Source organism: Salibacterium lacus, assembly GCF_042684865.1.
GTDB classification, from domain to species: Bacteria; Bacillota; Bacilli; order Bacillales; family Marinococcaceae; genus Salibacterium; species Salibacterium lacus.
The window spans coordinates 1,302,272-1,322,118 of sequence record NZ_JBHUML010000002.1 but is presented as its reverse complement, the minus strand read 5'-3'; the positions used below and the strand labels follow the sequence as shown (position 1 = coordinate 1,322,118).

The following is a 19,847-nucleotide window of genomic DNA, read 5'->3' as shown; positions in this document are numbered from 1 at the left end:
CTTTCAACAAGGGTGGTACCGCGATAACAATCGTCCCTTCCGTACAGTACGGGAGGGGCGTTTTTTTTAAAATCTGAAGTGAAGGAGAAAAGAGAGATGGATATTTTTCAGGACTTACAAAACAGAGGATTAGTTAATCAGGTCACGGATGAACAGGGGCTGCAGAAGCTGCTGTGCGATAAACAGGTGACCCTTTACTGCGGGTTTGATCCGACCGGGGACAGCCTTCACGTCGGCCACCTGCTGACGATTATTACGCTGCGCCGGTTCCAGCTTGCCGGTCATCAACCGCTTGCGCTTGTTGGGGGAGCCACAGGCCTGATTGGTGATCCAAGCGGCAAGAAAGCAGAACGGACGTTGAACGAAGAAGAAGTCGTGAACATGTACACCGACCGGATTAAAAGTCAGCTCCAGAAATACCTGGATTTTGAAGGCGGCAGAAAAGCGGAAGTCGTGAATAACTATGACTGGATCGGGCAGATGTCGGTTACTTCTTTTTTACGGGATGTCGGCAAGCATTTCAGCCTGAATTATATGCTGTCGAAAGAATCAGTGGATTCGAGGATTCAGTCGGGGATTTCGTTCACAGAATTCAGTTATCAGATTCTCCAGTCGCTTGATTTTTATCATCTGCACGAAGAAAAACACTGTCAGCTGCAGATCGGCGGCAGTGATCAATGGGGCAACATCACGGCCGGGCTTGAGCTCATCCGCCGGATAAAAGGCGGCGAGGACGGTGAACAGCCGGAGGCATATGGCTTTACCATCCCTCTCGTCACGAAAGCCGATGGCGAGAAATTCGGCAAATCAGAAGGCGGGGCTATCTGGCTGGATCCGGAAAAAACATCGCCGTACGAGTTCTACCAATTCCTGATTAATACCGACGACCGGGATGTGGTGAAGTTTCTCCACTACTTCACGTTTCTTTCTGAACAGGAGATTGCGTTTTATGAGCAGGAACTTGAGAACCGGCCGGGAGAGCGGGCCGCCCAGCGCCGTCTTGCCGAAGAAGTAACAACGTTTGTACACGGGGAAAAAGCGCTGCGGCAGGCACAGAACATCACAGAGGCATTGTTTGGCAGAAACGGGGACGTGAAGCAATTGAGCGCCCGGGAAGTAGAGGAGGGCTTCAAGGATGTGCCGGGCCATGTCGTCGAAAAAGACGAAATCGGACTAATCGATCTGCTTATTGAAGCAGGTATTGCTTCCTCGAAAAGACAGGCGCGGGAAGACATCTCAAACGGAGCGGTATACATTAATGGCGACCGCTGCCAGGATCTGGACAAGGTGGTTGGAGAACAGGATAAAATTGACAAGGCCTTCACCGTTATCCGCCGTGGTAAGAAAAAGTACTTCCTTATTCAATTTGCATAAATAAACGAAGCTGCCTCCTCGAATGGGGGCAGCTTCGTTTTCAGGTTCCGGAACGGTTCCGCTGAAATAAAAGGGACCGGAATAATCCCTGAGGTGTGACTACTAAAAGTAAATAGGTGCGCCGGGTCCAACCGGGATTCCCAGCAGTACCCAGATTAAAAGAAGGACAAGCCATCCTAAAAGAAAGGCAATAGAATAAGGGATCATCATCGCAATCAATGTACCGATGCCGACTTTTTTATCGTAACGCTGTGCAAATGCAATAATAACAGGGAAGTACAAAAGCAATGGCGTAATCATATTTGTGACGGAATCAGAGATCCTGTACAACAATGTCGTGAATTCCGGTGAATAGTTAAGCTGCATCATAATCGGAACAAAGACCGGCGCCAGAATCGTCCATTTTGCTGAGGAGCTTCCGATGAAGAAGTTGACGAGCATCGTAATCCCCATGAAGGTGAGGATCAAGTCGATGCCATCGAATCCGGTGTTCTGTAAAAATTCGGCTCCGTTGAACGCAATAACAGTCCCCAGATTCGTTTCACGAAAGTAAGCGATGAACTGTCCGGCTGTGAAGGCTAATGCAATGTAGCCGCTCATGCTCGCCATCGTTTTCCCGAGTAACGTTGTCAGGTCCTTATCATTTTGTATTTCTTTAGATACAATGCCGTATATAAGCCCCGGGACAAAGAATAAGATAAAAATCACAAACACGAGAGCGTTGAAAAACGGAGAGTCTATGTACGCCCCGTCTCCTCGAAGGGGTCCAAGTGACAGGTAAAGCATAATGGCAAATGTCACGATGAAGCCGATACCGGCAAAACGCATGCCGCGTTTCTCGCGGGATGTCAGCTTTTCCAGATCCTCCTGCTCCCCGCCGCTGTATTTTCCAAGACGGGGTTCCACGATTTTGTCTGTGACAATCGTACCGATAAATGTAATTAATAACACCGATGCCGCAGCGAAGAAGTAGTTCATCGTCACTGTTATCGTCTCAGCATACGCGGGGTCAATCGTACGAGCTGCTTCAGCTGTAAGTTCCTGAAGAATGGCATCTGTAGATGTGAGTGCTAAATTCGCGCCGAATCCGCCCGATACGCCGGCAAATGCTGCGGCCAGGCCGGCCAGAGGATGCCGCCCCAAACCTAAGAACAATACAGCTCCTAAAGGGGGAAGTACAACATATCCAGCATTGACAGCAAGACTGGACATGACACCTGCAAATACAAGAGCTGCTGTTAACAGACGGTTCGGGACGCTGAAAACAATGCCTCTTAATGAAGAATGAACCAGTCCGGTTTGTTCAGCCAGGCCGATACCAAGCATCGTAACCAGGACAGCCCCGAGTGGAGCGAAACCAATGAAATTATCGACAGCACTGCTGAATATGTACTCCAGCCCGCTGGCGCTGAAGAGGTTTTTCACTTCTACAACCTCGGATGTTGTAGGATTCGTAACGGAGACCCCTGAAAAAATTCCGGAAATGACAACAACTATGAGTGCTAATACAGCAAATAGTAATAGAGGGGAAGGAAGTTTGTTTCCGAGCCACTCAATCCCATCCAGTATACGGAATAAAATCTTTCGGGGAGCAGAAATCTCCTCCGGGTGTTTTGACATTTGAATACCTCCCTTTTAAACTTATCTATTTAGTCGGAATTAAACGTATCAAGCTTCGTATTAAAAGTCAAAGTATTTCACTCACAACGAAACGAAAGGTTACACAAAGGTGTCTATGTTATCCTGCGGTGCAGTCTGACATGAAAAAACCCCCGGAATGTTGATATGCCCAACATTCCGGGGGTTTTTTGACTAATGTCATGCAAGCCGCAGCGATTAACGGGAATAGAACTCCACAATAAGCGCTTCGGTGATTTCAGAAGGAAGCTCGGAACGTTCCGGGTAGCGGGCGTATGTGCCTTCTTTTTTATCTTCATCGAAGTTAAGAAATTCCGGCACAAAGCTGCTTGCTTCCAGTGCGTCATTGATAACCGAGAGATTCTGGGACTTTTCGCGCAAGCTGACAGCCTGCCCCGGTTTCAGACGGTAGGAAGGAACGTCGACCCGGCCGCCGTCTACTTTAATATGACCGTGTGTCACGAGCTGACGGGCACCTTTACGGGTGCGGGAAAGACCGAGACGGTACACGATATTATCAAGACGGGATTCGAGAAGAATGAGGAAGTTTTCACCGTGTACGCCCGGCAGATTGCCTGCCTGTTTAAACGTACGGAGAAACTGCTTTTCATTCAGTCCGTACATGTAACGGAGCTTCTGTTTTTCCTGAAGCTGCTCGCCGTATTCGGAAAGCTTCCGACGCTGGGTCGGTCCGTGTTCACCCGGAGGATACGGGCGTTTTTCAAGTTCTTTACCTGTGCCGCTCAGCGAGACGCCGAAACGACGGGATTTTTTCCAAGTAGGTCCTGTATAACGTGCCATACAAGAGCGCCTCCTTTTATTTTTAAAAGTATTGGAAAAAGAAGACCTATGACATTCTCCTGATATGCTCATTTTGTTTTCATGTATCTTCGCCCCGACAGCTAGGGGGTACACAATACACCTTGCAACGTCTCTTCAGCCGCGGAGACAAGGAACAAAATGACAAGGGTGCACACATCAAGTATGTCCGGGCTGTCTTTTAACACAAAGGCTATTATATATTTTTCCGTACGCAAAGTCAATATAACACGGGGAAATGAGAAGGAAGAATATAATTTTTATAAATTGAAAAAAATCACAGAAATTTTAATAAAAATAAGTTATAATACAATATAGAAATAAGTCACAGGTACAAAGAATCACATTCGTGGACGATTGCCTTATAAACCAGGGGACCGGAAATATCCAAGGGAAAAAACGCAAGCGGTGGTGTGAAAATATGAAGAATGTACAGTTCTCATCGGACGACACAGAACAATACAGGTGGATGTGGGAAGATATTCTGGACACGAAAGAGGTCAGGGATTTATTTGGTCCTTTCATCTTTTTTTTGAAAAACGACGATGGCGAAACAGTATCTACTTACACCGGTGCAGATCTTCCGGAAGAAACGGGAATATGTCAGGAGGAAAAACTGTTTCAACTGGAGGGACGTTTCTGGACTGCCGGTGCGGTTGTCAATCAAAGTCATTCAAACAGCACAGGACTCGTTTTTTTTCTGAGTGGACTCATTCCTTTTTTGAAACGCTGGCTGCAGGAACAGTTCCGAAACGGCCCCGGCAGAGATAAACGGTATGCTCTGATGGTGCAGGTGACAAAGAAATTTCATTCCTCGATGAAGGCGGCGGCTGTATTGAAAGAAATTGTGCAGGCTCTTGAATTCATTTATCCGGGAAGCCGTATCGCTCTTCATCTTGCCCAGGACTGGGAAGTACACTCAGATCTGGGACATATTGACTGTTCTTTCGGTTTTCAGAACATCAATGAAAAAATGAAACAGACGTACCTTCTCGGCCAGATTCAGACAGCAGAGACAGAGAAAGAGGACATGCCTGCTCTGTACATTCCGCTGCTTGGCAAGCAGGGGGTTTACGGAGTGCTCGCGATGGAAGCCGACCGGCAGCTGGTGGAAGACGAGATGGAAAGGGATTATATCAAAACGCTGGCCGACACCGGCGGCAGTGCGCTGGAAAATGCGGAGCTGTATCAGCAGTCTCGGACATTGATAAAAGATTTACAACTCATTAACGAAACATCCCACCTTCTCAATTCTACAAGAAAGTTTGAGGAGACGGTGGACAGCATGCAGATGCAGATTGAAAAGTTTATACCTGAAAGCAGGCAGGGATACATTCTGATGGATGATGTCCGTAATCTGCGGATGCTCAACGATGAGTATTTCCAGGCACCGGAGCGGATGGAGACGATTTTTCGTGTCATGGACCACTTTGAACGCAATCACGAAGCGGTTTTCATCGGAGACCTTTCGAATGAATCATCATACGATTTTGATGGTTTCCGTTCCATGATGGCTGTTCCGATGAAACAAAGTGATGAACTGAAGGGAGCTGTCATTGTTCTTGGGAGGGAAGCAAAAACCTTTTCCTTTCATCAGTTCAAACTGCTGCAGTCTCTCGTCCATCACTCCACTCTCGCCTTTATGAATGCAGTACTCCATGAGAAACTTGAGAGACTCATTATTACCGACCATCTGACCAAACTTCATTCCAGGAGTCACCTGGAACAGAAAATGAATGAATCTATCAATAAGGAAAGCCGGGGAACCTTTCTTCTTTTTGACATTGATAACTTCAAGGAAATTAATGATAATTTCGGTCATCAGATCGGTGACAGCATCATTGTCCAGGTGGGGGAAATCCTGGAGCAGAATATACGTTCAGAGGATATTGCGGCCAGGTGGGGCGGCGAAGAACTGGCTGTTTATCTGCCGGATACGTCTTTGGAAGCAGGGCGGAAAGCAGCAGACCGCATCGTCAGACATGTAGAAAACGCTTCGTCCCCGTCTGTGACAATATCTTGCGGAGCCTCCTCATGGATGAACGGAGAGTATACCACACTCGACAACCTGTTTTTCAGCGCCGACCAGGCCTTGTACCGCGCGAAACGAAAAGGGAAAAATCAGGTTGTATATGAAGCATAAAAAACAAGTATGGGACAAAAGAACATGATGCGGCAGATAACACGAATGTTCTGTGTCATGGTTCAAGAACCGCATAACAGCGAAGCATTTTGGCGCAGCGGTTTGTCTCAGCAACGAAAAATACCGAACGATTTCAAAAAATCGTTCGGTATTTTTCTAGCTTATAGAGGTTTTATCCTAGCCTCGTTTTTTAACATTCTGTATGCTGTTTCCGGCTAAAGATGCGCTGATAGTGTTGCTGCGAATTGTTCCAGGTATTGTTCCTCTTCTTCACTGAAGCGGTGGTACACAGGGCTGTCAATGTCAAGAACGCCGATGAGGTGTCCTTCTTTCAGAAGAGGGACGACAATCTCGGAGCGGGAAGCGGCATCGCAGGCAATATGCCCGGGAAAAGTGTTCACATCATTCACCCGGACCGTGCGTTTTTCTGCGGCACTCGTTCCGCACACTCCTTTTTCAAAAGGGATCCGTATGCAGGCTGGAAGTCCCTGGAACGGTCCTAGTACAAGCTCTCCTTCTTCTTCATGGTAAAGGTAAATCCCTGTCCAGTTCACATTCTCCAGAAACTGGTGAAGTAATGCAGAGGCATTGGCCAGGTTTGCTGTGCGGTCTGTTTCCCCTTCAATCAGGGAAATGAGCTGTTTATTCAACATGTCATAATGATTTTTCAGAGTTCCTTGATAGGAAACGGGTTCAAACATACGTCAACCTCCTTCGATACACTTTTCAAAAAGGAGTATAGCACAAACTCCTTCCCCTCGTCTTTTCATAATATCTGCAAATTATAAAGGGAAATGTCGAGAGTTTTTTAAAGGAAAAAAGGCTGGCATACGGAAGATATGATATAACGTCTTCTATACAGAAGAGGGCAAAAGGAGGTACAAGATGCCGGAAATGGAAAACACCCGTGGCAGAATCATTCAGGAAGCGGCTGTATTGTTTACCAATAAAGGATTTGACGGAACATCGGTACGGGACATTGCAGGGCAGACAGGTGTGAATCTTTCTCTTATATCTTACTACTTTGGAGGAAAGCAGGGGCTTCTTGAAGCACTCGTCGTTGATTTTCTGGAAGGATATATAGACGGTCTGGAAGCCATATCGGTGCGTGAAGGAAGAAATGCGTTTGACACATTGATGGAGATGGCGGAGCATATGCTGCTCTACATGCAGCAGCGTCATCAGCGGGCACGGTTTGTCCTGCGGGAAATGACACTTGATTCAATGTTTGTCCGCGAACTTACCTCCACCTATTTGATGAAAGAAAAACATCTGTATTCCCTTGTACTGCAGGACGGGGTGGAAGAAGGGGTATTTCATCCCGCCGTGTCCCACTGGACCATCATGCATTTTCGAAGTATGGTATTGATGCCATTTCTGCATCATCAGTATGTACGGGAAGTGTTTCACATGCAGCCCCACCAGGCGCCTTTTGTTACGCTGTACCTTAAAGAAATCAGGAGATGGATGTACAGTACTCTTGTAACACCGGCGCATACAGAGCGTAGAGGAACACATCCGGTACATTTTTAATAGTCAGAGACCGGTCACACTTTCTGCCCCCTGCATCATATCTTCAGCCTGATGGGCATCAGACCCGTATATGAGCGGGATGTCCCTTTTTAAGGCTTCCCGGGCGGTATCAAGATCCGGATAAGGTTCGCCGCACCATTTTTTTGCAAGCCCCGCCCCGTTAAAGTCAATGGTCATGTTCTGCAGGCTGACGGCATCGAGAACGGACCGGGTATAAGGAGTTATATCGAGCGGAGGGAATTTTTTCTGGAATTTTTTAATAAGCGTCATGTGCCCCAGACGTCTTGGTTTATAAGGGCCTAGATCGCTCTTTATCGAGTGGAGAAGGGTGTCAAAATAGATGTTCACAGCATTCTCCATTGCTCCTGCTGCTTGAACAAAATCTCCAAAACTGTCCAGGCTGTAATCAAGACAGAAATAGGTATCAGCCGCGCGCAGAAAATGAACAGATAAAATACTGTCATCCAGGTACGGACCGATCTCGTTGAGCCTGGTCTTCGTACGTGCTTCAAATCCTTCAATATAATCTATTTCAAGACCGGTCAGTATCGTAATATCACTGTGGTATTCTTTTTTCAGCCCCTGAAGTGTTTCGATGTATTGTTCGAGATCACTTTGTGCCATGGCACTGTCTTTCTCCGGGACAGGGTCCGTAAACCCTTCCGGAAGCGGTGCATGCTCAGTGAAAGTGATGGTATCGAGGCCTTCGTGCAGCGCACGTTCAATATAAGCATGAAAAGAGTCTGTCGAACCGTGCGGGCAGAAAGGCGTATGAATATGACCGTCGCGTGTAATGTGCATGTCCTCTCCTCCATCTATTTCCCATTGATTTTTAATTTTATTTAAACTTCTCCCACATGATAAGTATTTCCATGTTATCATAAAGGTAACTATCACATAAAAAACACGAGAATGTAAGAGGAATTTTAAGAATCTCTCCCTGAAAACGAAAAGGACAGAACGTGGCACGGTGATCTTCTGCTCGGAATAAATATTTTGATTCATACAGCAGGAAAATGCGCGGGTTCTGACGAAAAATACATATTAAAGTGTGCGCAAACTGGAGTGAAGACTCATGGTATATTACGTCATCATAGCGGTAGTTTTAGTTACAGCCGCCGTTATTATTTATGGAGCGGTTTCCCGCCGCGGCATTTATAAAAGTGTGGACCGGCTGGAAAAGTGGAAATCAGAAATCGCGAACAAACCGGTGGCTGATGAAATAGCAAAAGTAAAAGACCTGACAATGTCCGGGGAAACGGAAGAAAAATTCGAAGAATGGCGTAAAGAATGGGACGACATTCTGGGAAAACACCTTCCGGACATTGAAGAAGCCCTGTTTGATATCGAAGAACTGGCAAATAAATACCGCTTCGGTAAAGCTCGTGCGCTGATAGAAGGCGTCGACAAGCAGCTTCAGGATATGGACGCTCATATTCAGAAAATCTTCCGTGAGGTGGAACAACTCATACATAGCGAAGAAGAAAACCGGAGTGGTGTTACAGAAAACCGTGAAATACTTGAGAAGCTGCAGCGCAGCCTTGCTGAAAACCGGCTTTCTCTCGGCAGCACAGCACCTGTCTTTGAGCGTAAACTTAAGGAGATGGAGGCTGCTTTTACGGAGTTTCAGGAAGAAAGAGACGCCGGGAACTATACAAAAGCCAACCAGATTTTAAGCCGGGTTCATACGGAACTGAAGCAGGAAGAACATAACATGAACACCGTTCCGGGACTGCTTGTAGATATTGAAACAGATATCCCCTCAGAGTGTGTAGAACTTGAAAACGGACTGCAGGAAATGGAGCAGGAAGGCTACATTATCAGCCACTATGAATTCCGGGATAAAGTCAAAAACATCCGGGACGAGCTTTCGGAACTGAAGAAGGCAGTGGAAAACCTTGAGCTGGAATGGGTGCAGGAACGGCTGCACGAAATCAGAACCTTTATTGAAGAAACGTATGATACTCTGGAAAAAGAGGTCGAAGCAAGGCGTTTTGTGGAAGAGAATGCCGCAGAGACACGTGAAGAGCTGACACGTCTGGAAGAACAGGCGGCCTCTCTCGGCGAGGAACGCCGGAAAGTGGAACGAAGCTACCGTATTCCTGAGGATGAACAGAGAAAGCAGGAAAAAGTGGATACGTCTCTTCAGGATGCTTTGAAGGAATGGCGGGTTTTTCAGGATGTTCAGGATAATCAGAAACAGCCTTTTACCGGACTGAAAAAGACACTGGAACAGCTGAAAAAGGATATAGCAGGTATTGACCAGAGCATCCGCCGTTCGAAGGAAAAGCTGCACACCCTCCGCAAAGATGAATTGAAGGCTCTGGAAACGCTGAGGTCGCTGCGCAGGCAGCTGCTTCGGGACCGGATGACGCTGCAGCGCTCTTACCTTCCGAAAGTTCCATCCAGCCTGTTGAATGAGATGGATGCGGCCGAGGAACGCTTGAATGCGGCAGCGTCCAGTCTGGAAGAAACCCCGGTGGAAATGGGAAAAGTCAACGCTGCGGTGGAAGATGCCGAGCACTACGTTCAGAAAGTACATCAGCAGCTGCATGCTACGATTGAACAGGCACAATTGGCAGAGCGGGTTATTCAGCTTGGGAACCGGCACAGAAGTGATTCAAAAGTCATTCATGATGCATTACTGGAGGCAGAATCCCTGTTTAAAAAAGGGTATTATGATGAAGCGGTCAACGCAGCTGTACAGGCGGTAGAGCGAAAAGAACCAAATGCTGTGCAGAAACTTGAAATGCGCTGAATAGGTACAAGTAACCAGGTAATAGCTGTAATATTATGGTTTAAGGAACAAAAGTCCTTTTTAAAACAAGGCATATATGATACAATCGTCTTGTTTAGAAGGAGGGCGGATATTGAAACCCATTTACATGTTAGGGACTGTTGTAATGATATGTTTTGCGATAATCGGGGCGGCTGGAGCCATTTTTCTTTATGATTCAGAGGAAGAAGCAGGTCCGCAAAAAGAACGCAGCACCGAAGAACTGGCAGCCGAACTCGATAAGGCTTTAGGTGTGAATCCGCCCGCTGAAGAAGAAATACTGGATGACAACAGTACCGATGCCGGCCCGGAGACACCGGAAGACAACAGGACAGCACGTCAAACCCCGGACACGGATAAAGAAAACGAGCCATCGACAGAACGTACGAGTGTTTCGTCAGCAGAGACAGAACAGGAAGAAAGAACTAAAAAATCGGATGCCATTTCTCTCGGACCGGAAGAAGAAAGCATCTCCGTGGATGAACTGCTGCAGAGGATGGAAGAATAAACACAGAAAGCTGCCCCTTCGGACGGGGGCAGCTTTTCTATCATCAAGGAAGCTGTGAACGTAATCACGAGTTTTTCTTGGATAAAAATATGTGATAAGATAAGGTGTTGTATTTCTGTTAAAAAAATAAGTTTAGAATATAGAAAAAAGGATAGGGTCGAATGGTTTATCTGGATAACAGCGCAACAACAGAACCGTGGCCGCAAGTGCTGGATGCCTATTATAAAGCAGCCTCGGATTATTTCGGCAATCCCTCTTCGCTTCATCACCCGGGGGTAGAGGCAGAAACCCTCCTGAGCAAAGGACGGGCGGCCGTGGCGCAGCTTCTACATGTTAATACGGAGGAGATTGTTTTTACTTCGGGAGGAACGGAAAGCAATAACACGGCAGTCAAAGGGATTGCCATGGAGCACCGGGAAAGGGGAAAACACCTGATAACATCGTCAGTGGAACACCCCTCGGTTATGCAGGCTTTTCAGGCTCTGGAATCGTTTGGGTTCGATGTCACGTATGTGGATGTGGACCAGGAAGGCCGGGTTTCGGTGAAAGACGTACTGCAAGCTGTGCGTGAGGATACGATTCTCGTCTCGATCATCCATGTGAACAGCGAATTGGGAACCATCAATCCGGTGGAAGATATAGCACAGGCTTTAACGGCGTTTCCCAAATTGTTTTTCCACACGGATCATGTGCAGGGAGCGGGGCATGTTCCGTTGAACCTGCAGGATGTTGATTTGTGTACAATATCGGCTCATAAGATTCATGGTTTGAAGGGGACAGGCGTGCTGTTTGTGCGCCGGGGCACCACATTATCCCCGTTATTTCACGGGGGGAGCCAGGAGCAGCAGTACAGAGCAGGAACGGAAAATGTTCCCGGCGTTACAGCAATGGCAAAAGCACTGCGGCTGTCCGAAAATGAACGGCAGCAGCAGAACGGGCGCCTTGAACATCTTAAACAGAACCTTATCCACCGCCTTCAAAACCTTGATGGGGCAGTGGTCAACACGCCGGGTACAGGGTCCGCCCCGCATATTGTGAATGTGTCTTTTCCCGGTATGAAACCGGAAGTGCTTGTTCAGGAACTGACGAGAAATCACATCCACGTATCGACCAAATCCGCCTGCTCTTCCAAGATCCAGGAACCCAGTGCTGTTCTGCTGGCAGCGGGACTTGGTGTGGAACGGGCGTCAAGCGCACTCCGGGCAAGTTTTTCCTATAACACGAAAGAATGGGAAGTCGATGAATTTGTTCGTATTCTGCACAAAGCTGTGTCGGAAATGATGATGGTGATGGGAGAGAAAAGGTAATGCAATATGATCATATTTTAGTAAGATACGGTGAATTGGCACTTAAAGGAAAAAACAGAACAAAGTTTGAACAGACGCTTGTCCGCAACATCCGCTTTGCTCTGCAGGGGAATCCAGGTGCAAAAGTAAAACGCACGTTTGGACGTACTATCATTGAGCTGAACGGTGAACCGCTTGACGAGGTGATGGAACCGCTCCGTCATGTTTTCGGTATTTCTTCGTTCAGCCCGGCTATGCAGGCGCCCAACGAGATTGAAGCAATAAAGGAAACAGCACTGCAGGCTCTTCTCCGGCACAAAGGGGATACAAAGACTTTTAAAGTCAATGCCCGGAGATCCTATAAGCCGTTTCCGATTTCTTCTCAGGATGTCAATCCAATGATTGGAAGCCATATTCTTAAAAATACAGAAGACACCTCGGTGGATGTTCACCATCCAGATGTGGAAATTAACGTCGAAATCCGGGAACAGGGCACGTATATTACATGTGGACGAATCGAAGGTGCCGGCGGACTTCCGGTTGGGACCGCCGGCAGTGTGATGCTTATGCTCTCAGGGGGCATAGACAGCCCGGTGGCCGGCTACCTTTCCATGAAAAGGGGAGCGGAACTGGAGGCGGTCCATTTTCACAGTCCGCCGTACACAAACGAACGGGCGAGAAAAAAGGTGGAGGACCTGACAAAGGTGCTTACCACGTTCGGAGGTCCGGTAAAGCTTCATGTTGTTCCGTTTACGGAGCTTCAAAAAGCCATTCATTCCTCCATTCCTTCCAATTATTCCATGACGATTATGCGCCGGATGATGCTCCGTATCACGGAAAGAATTGCGGCGGACCGCGGCGTACTGGCACTGGCCAACGGAGAAAGTATGGGGCAGGTCGCCTCGCAGACACTCGAAAGCATGTATACCATTAATGAAGTCACCAACATGCCTATTCTGCGGCCGCTTGTTACAATGGATAAACAGGAAGTGGTGGATATATCAGAGAAAATAGGAACCTACTCTATTTCGATCCGCCCCTATGAAGACTGCTGTACGATATTTCTCCCATCGGAATCTGTTACGAAACCAAAGCGCGAAAAAGCAGCCCGCTTTGAAAATACCATGGATTTTCAGTCGTATATTGACGCAGCGGTCGAAAACACGGAAGTAATGACATTCGGCGGGGAATCCGGAGAAACAGAAAAAGACATGGATTCGCTTCTCTAGCGTAGATGTCCCTCTTTATTCAGCAGGAGGGACATTTGAACATTTTTTACAGGGAATTCTGAAACATTTCGTTGATTCACACGTATAATGGAAAGAAAGGCGGCGGGCACTTGATGGGAAAATTGTGGTTTAACGGGGCCATCTACACCATGGAAGCAGAAAACAGAACAGTTGAAGCGGTTTATACAGAAAATGGGAGAGTAGTTGATGCCGGTTCTGTTCAGAAACTCCGCAGTGAACATGCACCGGTTGAAGAGATGGACCTCCAGGGGGCTTCTATGTACCCGGGTTTCCAGGACAGTCATTTACATATGCTCGGGCTGGGTGAAACATTGCTGAGTCTTGATTTTTCCGGAATGGAGTCGGCAGCGGAAATGAAACAGGCGCTTCAGGAGAAAAAGAGCCGGCTTGCCCCGGGGCAGTGGTTGACAGGAGAAGGATGGAATGAAAACAATTTTACAGATCGTAAAATTTTTCATCGATGGGAACTCGATGAGATCGCTGACGGTTCACCGGTACTGCTGACCAGAATATGCCGGCACGCAGCGCTGGCCAATTCAAAAGCGCTGAATCTAGCCGGGATTACAGAGGAGACCCCTGATCCGCCGGGCGGTATCATTGTGCGGGATGAACAGGGCCGGCCGACGGGATATCTTCTTGATACCGCTGTGGACATCGTAAAACAGGTGATGCCGGAGGTGCGTGATGAAGAGCTCCGGGAGGCACTGCAGGCGGCCGTACAGGAGATGCTGAGAAAAGGCCTGACAGGCGGACACACCGAAGATCTAAACTATTACGGCGGATTCAAAAGAACGTTTCAGGTCTTTAAAGATTTGATCAATCATAGAAGTCTGAAGTTCCGGACCAATCTGCTCGTACACCACGAAGTGCTGGAAGACATGCATCATCATGGCTTTCGTTTCGGGCCGGTGAATGACTCTCTCTCTTTTGGTGCGGTGAAAATTTTTGCGGACGGGGCACTTGGGGCAAGAACAGCTCTTTTGCAAAGACCGTATAACGATGCCCCGGAAACCCGCGGCGTAGCTGTTACGTCAAAAGAAGATATGAAAAGCATTGTGAAACGGGCACGGGAAAAAGGCATGCCGGCGGCTGTCCATGTCATCGGTGACGCTGCTCTGGAGTATACGGTGGAAGTACTGGAGAAAAATCCGCCGCCCGAAGGCACAAGAGACCGCTTGATCCATGCACAGGTAACACCGCCGGATCTTATCGCGCGTCTGCAGCAGATGAGTGTCGTGCTTGACCTGCAGCCCCGCTTTGTCGTGTCTGATTTTCCGTGGGTGCAGGAAAGGCTTGGAGAGGAACGCCTGCGCTGTTCCTTTGCGTGGAAGACTCTTCTGGGCGCCGGACTGCATTGTGCGGGCAGTTCCGATGCACCAATCGAACCTGTTTCTCCGCTTGAAGGGATTCATGCAGCGGTGGCGCGCCGCAAGGCCGGATCCTCCCATGATGGCTGGCTGCCGGACGAGAAATTAAGCCGTTTTGGAGCGGTGCAGTTGTATACAAGAGGAAGCGCCCAAGCTGTATCGGCCGAAGAAGAGTACGGGATTATCGCTCCTGGATTCCGGGCGGATTTTACGATACTTGAGAACGATATTTTCCAGGTACCGCTGGATGAGATCGTCACCACGGCAGTAAAAGCTGTCGTTGTTGATGATACGTTACAATACGGGACGTTAACTACATAAAGGGAGGTTATCATATTGAAAGCCAAACGCTGGGTCGCTTTAGGGATTGCAGCTCTATTGTTTATTGTTTCCATAAGCTTTCAGTTTGCCGAATCGCTCGCAACGACGAACATGGACAACGTGGTGTCAGGTAGTGAAAACAATGCACAGCAAAAAGTGATGGAGCAGGGAGGAAGCGGGAAAATCGCTGTTATCGAACTGCAGGGAACCATTCAGGATACAGGTCAGACCTCTGGCCTCATGAGTGCAGGAACCTATAATCACCGCCAGTTTCTCCGCACGTTGGAAAGTGCCGGAGAAAATTCCTCGATAGAAGGGATTATCCTCGAAGTAAATACACCGGGCGGCGGTGTGGTGGAAAGTGATGAGATTCATGATAAAATTGTAGACATTCAGGAAGAGACAGGAAAACCTGTTTATGTGTCGATGGGCAATACTGCAGCATCCGGCGGTTATTACATCGCTGCTCCTGCTGATAACATTATCGCTCATCCTGCTACCGTCACCGGCTCCATTGGTGTCATTATGCAGAGTGTTAATTACTCTGGTCTCGCAGAAGATCTCGGGATTGACTTTCAAACCATCAAGAGCGGTCAGTATAAAGACATCATGTCCGGAAGCAGAGATATGACTGAAAATGAAGAGCAGATTCTGCAGCGTCTTGTAGATGACTTCTATCAGGACTTTGTTTCTGTCATCGCAAACGGCCGCGGCATGTCGGAAGAAGAAGTGCGTGAGATTGGAGACGGCCGTGTCTATTCAGGCGAACAGGCAAAGGAGCTTAATCTGGTGGATGAACTTGGAAGTCTGGATGATACCATTTCATTAATGAAAGAAGAAGAAGAAATGAACAATCCAACGGTTGTACGGTACCAATCCAATGCATTCAGTTTTAACCAATTTCTCGGATCGTCAGCGAGAAGTTTCATTCTTGAAGATACGGATCTGCTTGGCATTAAGGATCTGCTGATGGATACTAATGCTCCAAGAGCGATGTATCTCTATACGGAATAGGAGGGAGTCCAATGGACAATTATTCCGATCAACATGAGGAAAAATGGGAACAGTCCGAGGTGGAAGAAGGGGATGTTTCCCGGACTGAAAGCCGGGAAGAACCGACGCCTGTCAGGTATGCCGGCTTCTGGATGAGATTTTGGGCGTATCTTCTGGATCTTCTTATCGTGTTCAGTGTGAACGGACTCTTAATCAGCCCGCTTTGGTTCTCCGGAGCGGAAACGATGTCGGTGTTTGGATGGTTCACGCTGCAGGGAATATTGAGTGCTGCCACCGCGTATCTTTATTTCCTGCTGATGACAAAATGGCGTACCCAGACGCTTGGTAAAATGGTATTCGGTCTGCGCGTCATCCGCAGAGACCATCTTCCACTGCGCTGGATGGATCTTGTATTCCGGGAGATTATCGGCCGCTTTATCCATCGAAGCCTCTGGATAACGAATGTATTGTATATCATTATCGGTTTTACCGAGCAGAAAGAAGGGGTTCACGATTCTATCGCGGACACCCGCGTGATTCATGTAGAATAACGTCTCTGAAGAGTAAAAACGCTCCCGGTTATCAAAAACGATAACCGGGAGCGTTTTTTTAAAACTGAATTTTTCCTGCCTGCGTTTTCAGAAGCTAACTTTCTTTAGGATTAAAACAGGGAATAGTTGGTCATAATAGGAAGAAAATGATAAAGGCGGCGGGAGATATGAATTGGGCTATTGGAGCGGCTGCGGTGCTGCTTGTTTTGTGTCTGATCACTGCAGCGACACCAGTGACGCTCACGCTCCATGTTAAGTACAAACAGCAAAAACAGGATATTCAGGTCACCATAGCACTCTGGCACCTTTTTTATAAAACCATTCACCTGCCGCTTCTTGCGCTGGACGAAGAAACCGGATCCATTATTGCCCGGGAAAAGACAGAATCGAGCATGGGAACGGAACAGGAAAAAAAGGTGAGAGAAACACCGGAGGAAATGAGAAGCCAGTGGGAATCCATACAGCTGTGGCTGCGTCACATGAACGACATCCGCCCGCTTCTCTTCCGGTTTCTGCATACATGGAAAATCAATAAGTTCCGCTGGATGACCCGGTTTGGAACGGGAGACGCGGCTTGGACAGGGCTCATTTCCGGAATGGCATGGTCGGTCAAACAAACCGCAGGCGGCCTGCTGTCGGCGGTAATGAAGCTGGATTGCAGTCCGGAAGTATCCGTGTCTCCGGAATTTCAGCGCCGTATGTTTGAAAGCGAGTTTTTATGTATGGTCACCGTTCGCGCGGGACATGCTATCATTACCGGCATCCGTGTGGTGAAACATGTCAGGGGGGACGTGTTCGCCCTCTGGAAAAAAACGCGAGAAGAAAGAAGAAGGGAGGAAGCATCCTGATGACGGATCATCCCATCCAAGGATTAATGAGAACAGCTATGGAAAATTTGAAAGAAATGGTGGATGTTAATACAATCGTCGGCGACCCTGTGGAAACGCCGGACGGAAGTGTCATTATACCTGTAACAAAAGTCGGTTTCGGGTTTGCCGCGGGCGGCAGTGAATTTTATGGAAAAGATTCATCAGAAACAGCTCTTGAACATCCGTTTGGTGGAGGGAGCGGCGGCGGTGTCTCCATCACACCGATCGCTTTTCTGATTGTAGGCAGCAAAGGTGTTAATATGGTCCATCTGGATGAAAATACACATCTATACGAAAAACTGCTGGAATTCGCTCCCCAGGTCGTGGAAAAAATCCAGGATATGCTGAAAGGGACGGATGCAGAGCCGCACGTATCATCGGATCAAAACAAACAAGAGCCACCCATTTAACAAAGGAAAACCCCGCAATATTTGAAAAGACAGAGGCTGGGAATAGGATCCCGCTCTGTCTTTTTTTATTGAGTGCAGTCCGGAATCGTGGTCCCTTTTGATCTATTGGCATGTAATGGTGTGTATTTGGCATGTAATTTTCTCTATTCCGCTGGTAAAAGAGTGCACTTCGCTGGTAACAAAAGATTTGGCTGGTAAGGGGATTCATTTGGCATGTAATGGACGTCATTCGGCAGGTAAATGACAATGTTTGGCTTGTATCTGGTCCTCCTGAGAACCGCGGTCCCGTCATGATTGATAAAATCACTGCGAAAGCGTACGATGAAAGGGTACATATAATTGGAAGAGGAGGAATATACAATGGCGGAAGTAACATTTAAAGGGACCCCGATGACACTGATGGGAGAAGAAGTGAAACCGGGAGACCAGGCACCGGATTTCACAGTGCTGGCAAACGACTTGTCAGAAGTGTCACTGAGTGATTCCAAAGGAAACGTACGGCTGATTAGTGTCGTACCATCGCTTGACACCGGCGTATGCGATCAACAGACACGTCGTTTTAATGAAGAAGCAGCAAATCTGGACGGGGTGGAAGTCCTCACTATCAGCTGCGACCTCCCGTTTGCCCAGAAAAGATGGTGCGGAGCCGCAGGTATCGACAACATTCAGGTACTCTCCGACCACCGCGATCTTTCTTTCGGACGGAATTTCGGCACAGCGATGGAAGAACTCCGTCTGCTCGCCCGTTCTGTATTCGTCGTAAACAGCCAAGGTGAAGTAACGTATGCAGAATACGTACCGGAAGCGACCAACCATCCCGATTACGATGCAGTGATTGCTGCGGCCAAGGCAGTGGAATAAACAAACCAAAGACCTTCTCCTGCTGCAGGAGAAGGTCTTTTTTCAGCGTCTCGTTTTAACCGCAGCGGCTTTTCTGCTATACTTTCCAAAGACATGCACGAAACGAGAAAGGGCGGTACGAGAGTGGAAGCAGCTACAGGAGTAGAAAAACTACACGTTCTAATAGATGAAATGGCAGTGTCGATTCAGCAGCACACCGATGTGACGTATCTTGAAGCACTTGCCGAAGCCGGCGAAAACGTATTTCAGCACAGCATTGTACAATCACTCCCTGAGGAAGAGGCAGAACGTCTTCGCGAAAAACTGGATCAGGAACTTCCCGAAGAATTGAAGCGGGAAGAAATCCGGAAAGCTTTTCAGCTGGCGGTTATTAAAGGAATGAAAGAAGCTGTCCAGCCGCACCATGCGATGACCCCGGATGCGGTGGCGATGTTTATGGGTTATATCGTAGAAAAGCTTACCTCCAAACGGGAAACTCTCGCTTTGCTTGACCCGGCGGCCGGCACAGCGAATCTCTTAAGCGCGGTGTTGAACCAAGTATCCAAAGACACGGCGGCATACGGGGCAGAAGTCGATGAGACGCTGCTGAAAGTGGCCTATGTCCTGTCGAACCTGCAGGAACACGACGTTGAGCTGTTTCACCAGGACAGTATTGAGCAGCTTGCTCCGCCGGAAGCGGATGTTGTTGTATCTGATCTCCCTGTCGGTTATTATCCGAAAGATGACGTTGCCGCAGCATTCCGGCTGCAGGCGCAGGAAGGACATTCGTACGTTCACCACCTGCTTATTGAAAAATGCATGACGCAGGTGAAGCCAGGCGGGTTCTTTGTTCTGTTGATTCCAAACTATATGTTTGAAAGCGATCAGGCGGATGCGCTGCATGCGTACATTAAAGATGAAGCGGTCATTCTTGGTCTGCTCCAGCTTCCATCGTCCATGTTCAAAAATACACAGGCCGCAAAAAGCATCTGGCTCCTTCAGAAAAAAGGTCCCGATGTCGTGCAGCCCGGTCAGGCCCTGCTTGCTGAACTGCCATCGTTCAACAACCAGGACGCCCTTCTGGACATGATGAAGCAGATGGAAAACTGGTTTAAAGAAGAAGGCTTCACATCGTAATATTGTTACAAAAGCAGCCGGGTAGAAACCCG

The 19,847-nt window shown here is 48.0% G+C and carries 18 protein-coding genes and 1 other annotated feature (1 of these 19 cut by a window edge); of the genes, 14 read left to right on the top strand and 4 right to left on the bottom strand.

What is annotated here, in order from left to right; translation table 11 throughout:
* Positions 1 to 41 (top strand) — a binding site (T-box leader); it begins 164 nt to the left of the window's first position.
* 55 nt (positions 42 to 96) lie between these two features.
* The gene (gene tyrS, locus ACFSUB_RS07525; protein ID WP_380712569.1) at positions 97 to 1,374 is read left to right on the top strand and encodes a tyrosine--tRNA ligase; all 1,278 of its coding nucleotides are present in this window, start codon (positions 97 to 99) and stop codon (positions 1,372 to 1,374) included.
* Positions 1,375 to 1,476: 102 nt separating this feature from the next.
* Here the strand turns inward: tyrS and ACFSUB_RS07520 are convergent, their stop codons facing one another.
* Together ACFSUB_RS07520 and rpsD are read right to left on the bottom strand one after the other, a co-directional pair.
* Positions 1,477 to 2,994, bottom strand: coding sequence for an AbgT family transporter (locus ACFSUB_RS07520; protein WP_380712568.1), 1,518 nt, complete (start codon positions 2,992 to 2,994; stop codon positions 1,477 to 1,479).
* A 216-nt stretch (positions 2,995 to 3,210) separates the two neighbouring features.
* On the bottom strand, positions 3,211 to 3,813 hold the full coding sequence (gene rpsD / locus ACFSUB_RS07515; protein WP_380712567.1) for a 30S ribosomal protein S4: 603 nt from the start codon (positions 3,811 to 3,813) through the stop codon (positions 3,211 to 3,213).
* 439 nt (positions 3,814 to 4,252) lie between these two features.
* Here rpsD and ACFSUB_RS07510 point away from each other — a divergent pair, with 439 nt between their 5' ends.
* Positions 4,253 to 5,974: a sensor domain-containing diguanylate cyclase gene (locus tag ACFSUB_RS07510; protein ID WP_380712566.1), complete on the top strand. Its 1,722-nt coding sequence runs from the start codon at positions 4,253 to 4,255 to the stop codon at positions 5,972 to 5,974.
* A 215-nt stretch (positions 5,975 to 6,189) separates the two neighbouring features.
* Here ACFSUB_RS07510 and ACFSUB_RS07505 read toward each other — a convergent pair whose 3' ends face one another.
* Positions 6,190 to 6,675 carry a GAF domain-containing protein gene (locus ACFSUB_RS07505; protein WP_380712565.1) on the bottom strand — a complete coding sequence of 162 codons (486 nt, stop codon included), beginning with the start codon at positions 6,673 to 6,675 and terminating at the stop codon, positions 6,190 to 6,192.
* A 184-nt stretch (positions 6,676 to 6,859) separates the two neighbouring features.
* Between ACFSUB_RS07505 and refZ the strand changes: the two genes are divergently transcribed.
* Complete coding sequence (refZ, locus tag ACFSUB_RS07500; protein ID WP_380712564.1) at positions 6,860 to 7,507, top strand: forespore capture DNA-binding protein RefZ; 648 nt, start codon at positions 6,860 to 6,862, stop codon at positions 7,505 to 7,507.
* 3 nt (positions 7,508 to 7,510) lie between these two features.
* Here the strand turns inward: refZ and hisJ are convergent, their stop codons facing one another.
* Entirely contained in the window at positions 7,511 to 8,308 is a 798-nt protein-coding gene (gene hisJ / locus ACFSUB_RS07495; protein WP_380712563.1) for a histidinol-phosphatase HisJ, read from the bottom strand.
* Positions 8,309 to 8,582: 274 nt separating this feature from the next.
* Here hisJ and ACFSUB_RS07490 point away from each other — a divergent pair, with 274 nt between their 5' ends.
* From ACFSUB_RS07490 to ACFSUB_RS07440, 11 genes are all read left to right on the top strand, one after another.
* Entirely contained in the window at positions 8,583 to 10,265 is a 1,683-nt protein-coding gene (locus tag ACFSUB_RS07490; RefSeq protein ID WP_380712562.1) for a septation ring formation regulator EzrA, read from the top strand.
* Between the two features lie 112 nt (positions 10,266 to 10,377).
* Positions 10,378 to 10,791, top strand: coding sequence for a hypothetical protein (locus ACFSUB_RS07485; RefSeq protein ID WP_380712561.1), 414 nt, complete (start codon positions 10,378 to 10,380; stop codon positions 10,789 to 10,791).
* A gap of 161 nt (positions 10,792 to 10,952) precedes the next feature.
* Positions 10,953 to 12,098, top strand: coding sequence for a cysteine desulfurase family protein (locus ACFSUB_RS07480; RefSeq protein ID WP_380712560.1), 1,146 nt, complete (start codon positions 10,953 to 10,955; stop codon positions 12,096 to 12,098).
* Positions 12,098 to 13,306 (top strand): tRNA uracil 4-sulfurtransferase ThiI, encoded by a 1,209-nt coding sequence (thiI, locus tag ACFSUB_RS07475; protein ID WP_380712559.1) that lies wholly within the window; start codon positions 12,098 to 12,100, stop codon positions 13,304 to 13,306. The genes ACFSUB_RS07480 and thiI overlap by 1 nt, the downstream gene beginning before the upstream one ends.
* Positions 13,307 to 13,419: 113 nt before the next feature.
* Positions 13,420 to 15,015: an amidohydrolase gene (locus tag ACFSUB_RS07470; RefSeq protein WP_380713208.1), complete on the top strand. Its 1,596-nt coding sequence runs from the start codon at positions 13,420 to 13,422 to the stop codon at positions 15,013 to 15,015.
* A gap of 15 nt (positions 15,016 to 15,030) precedes the next feature.
* Positions 15,031 to 16,029, top strand: a complete 999-nt coding sequence (gene sppA / locus ACFSUB_RS07465) for a signal peptide peptidase SppA (RefSeq protein ID WP_380712558.1) — start codon at positions 15,031 to 15,033, stop codon at positions 16,027 to 16,029.
* Between the two features lie 11 nt (positions 16,030 to 16,040).
* The gene (locus tag ACFSUB_RS07460; protein WP_380712557.1) at positions 16,041 to 16,559 is read left to right on the top strand and encodes an RDD family protein; all 519 of its coding nucleotides are present in this window, start codon (positions 16,041 to 16,043) and stop codon (positions 16,557 to 16,559) included.
* A 167-nt stretch (positions 16,560 to 16,726) separates the two neighbouring features.
* Positions 16,727 to 17,407 (top strand): DUF2953 domain-containing protein, encoded by a 681-nt coding sequence (locus ACFSUB_RS07455; protein ID WP_380712556.1) that lies wholly within the window; start codon positions 16,727 to 16,729, stop codon positions 17,405 to 17,407.
* Positions 17,407 to 17,838 carry a GerW family sporulation protein gene (gene ytfJ / locus ACFSUB_RS07450; protein ID WP_380712555.1) on the top strand — a complete coding sequence of 144 codons (432 nt, stop codon included), beginning with the start codon at positions 17,407 to 17,409 and terminating at the stop codon, positions 17,836 to 17,838. Before ACFSUB_RS07455 ends, ytfJ begins: the two co-directional genes overlap by 1 nt.
* Before the next feature lie 360 nt (positions 17,839 to 18,198).
* On the top strand, positions 18,199 to 18,699 hold the full coding sequence (gene tpx, locus ACFSUB_RS07445; protein ID WP_380712554.1) for a thiol peroxidase: 501 nt from the start codon (positions 18,199 to 18,201) through the stop codon (positions 18,697 to 18,699).
* 93 nt (positions 18,700 to 18,792) lie between these two features.
* A complete protein-coding gene (locus ACFSUB_RS07440) occupies positions 18,793 to 19,815 on the top strand; it encodes a class I SAM-dependent methyltransferase (RefSeq protein ID WP_380712553.1) in 1,023 nt (340 codons plus the stop codon).
* The last annotated feature ends 32 nt before the right edge of the window (positions 19,816 to 19,847 follow it).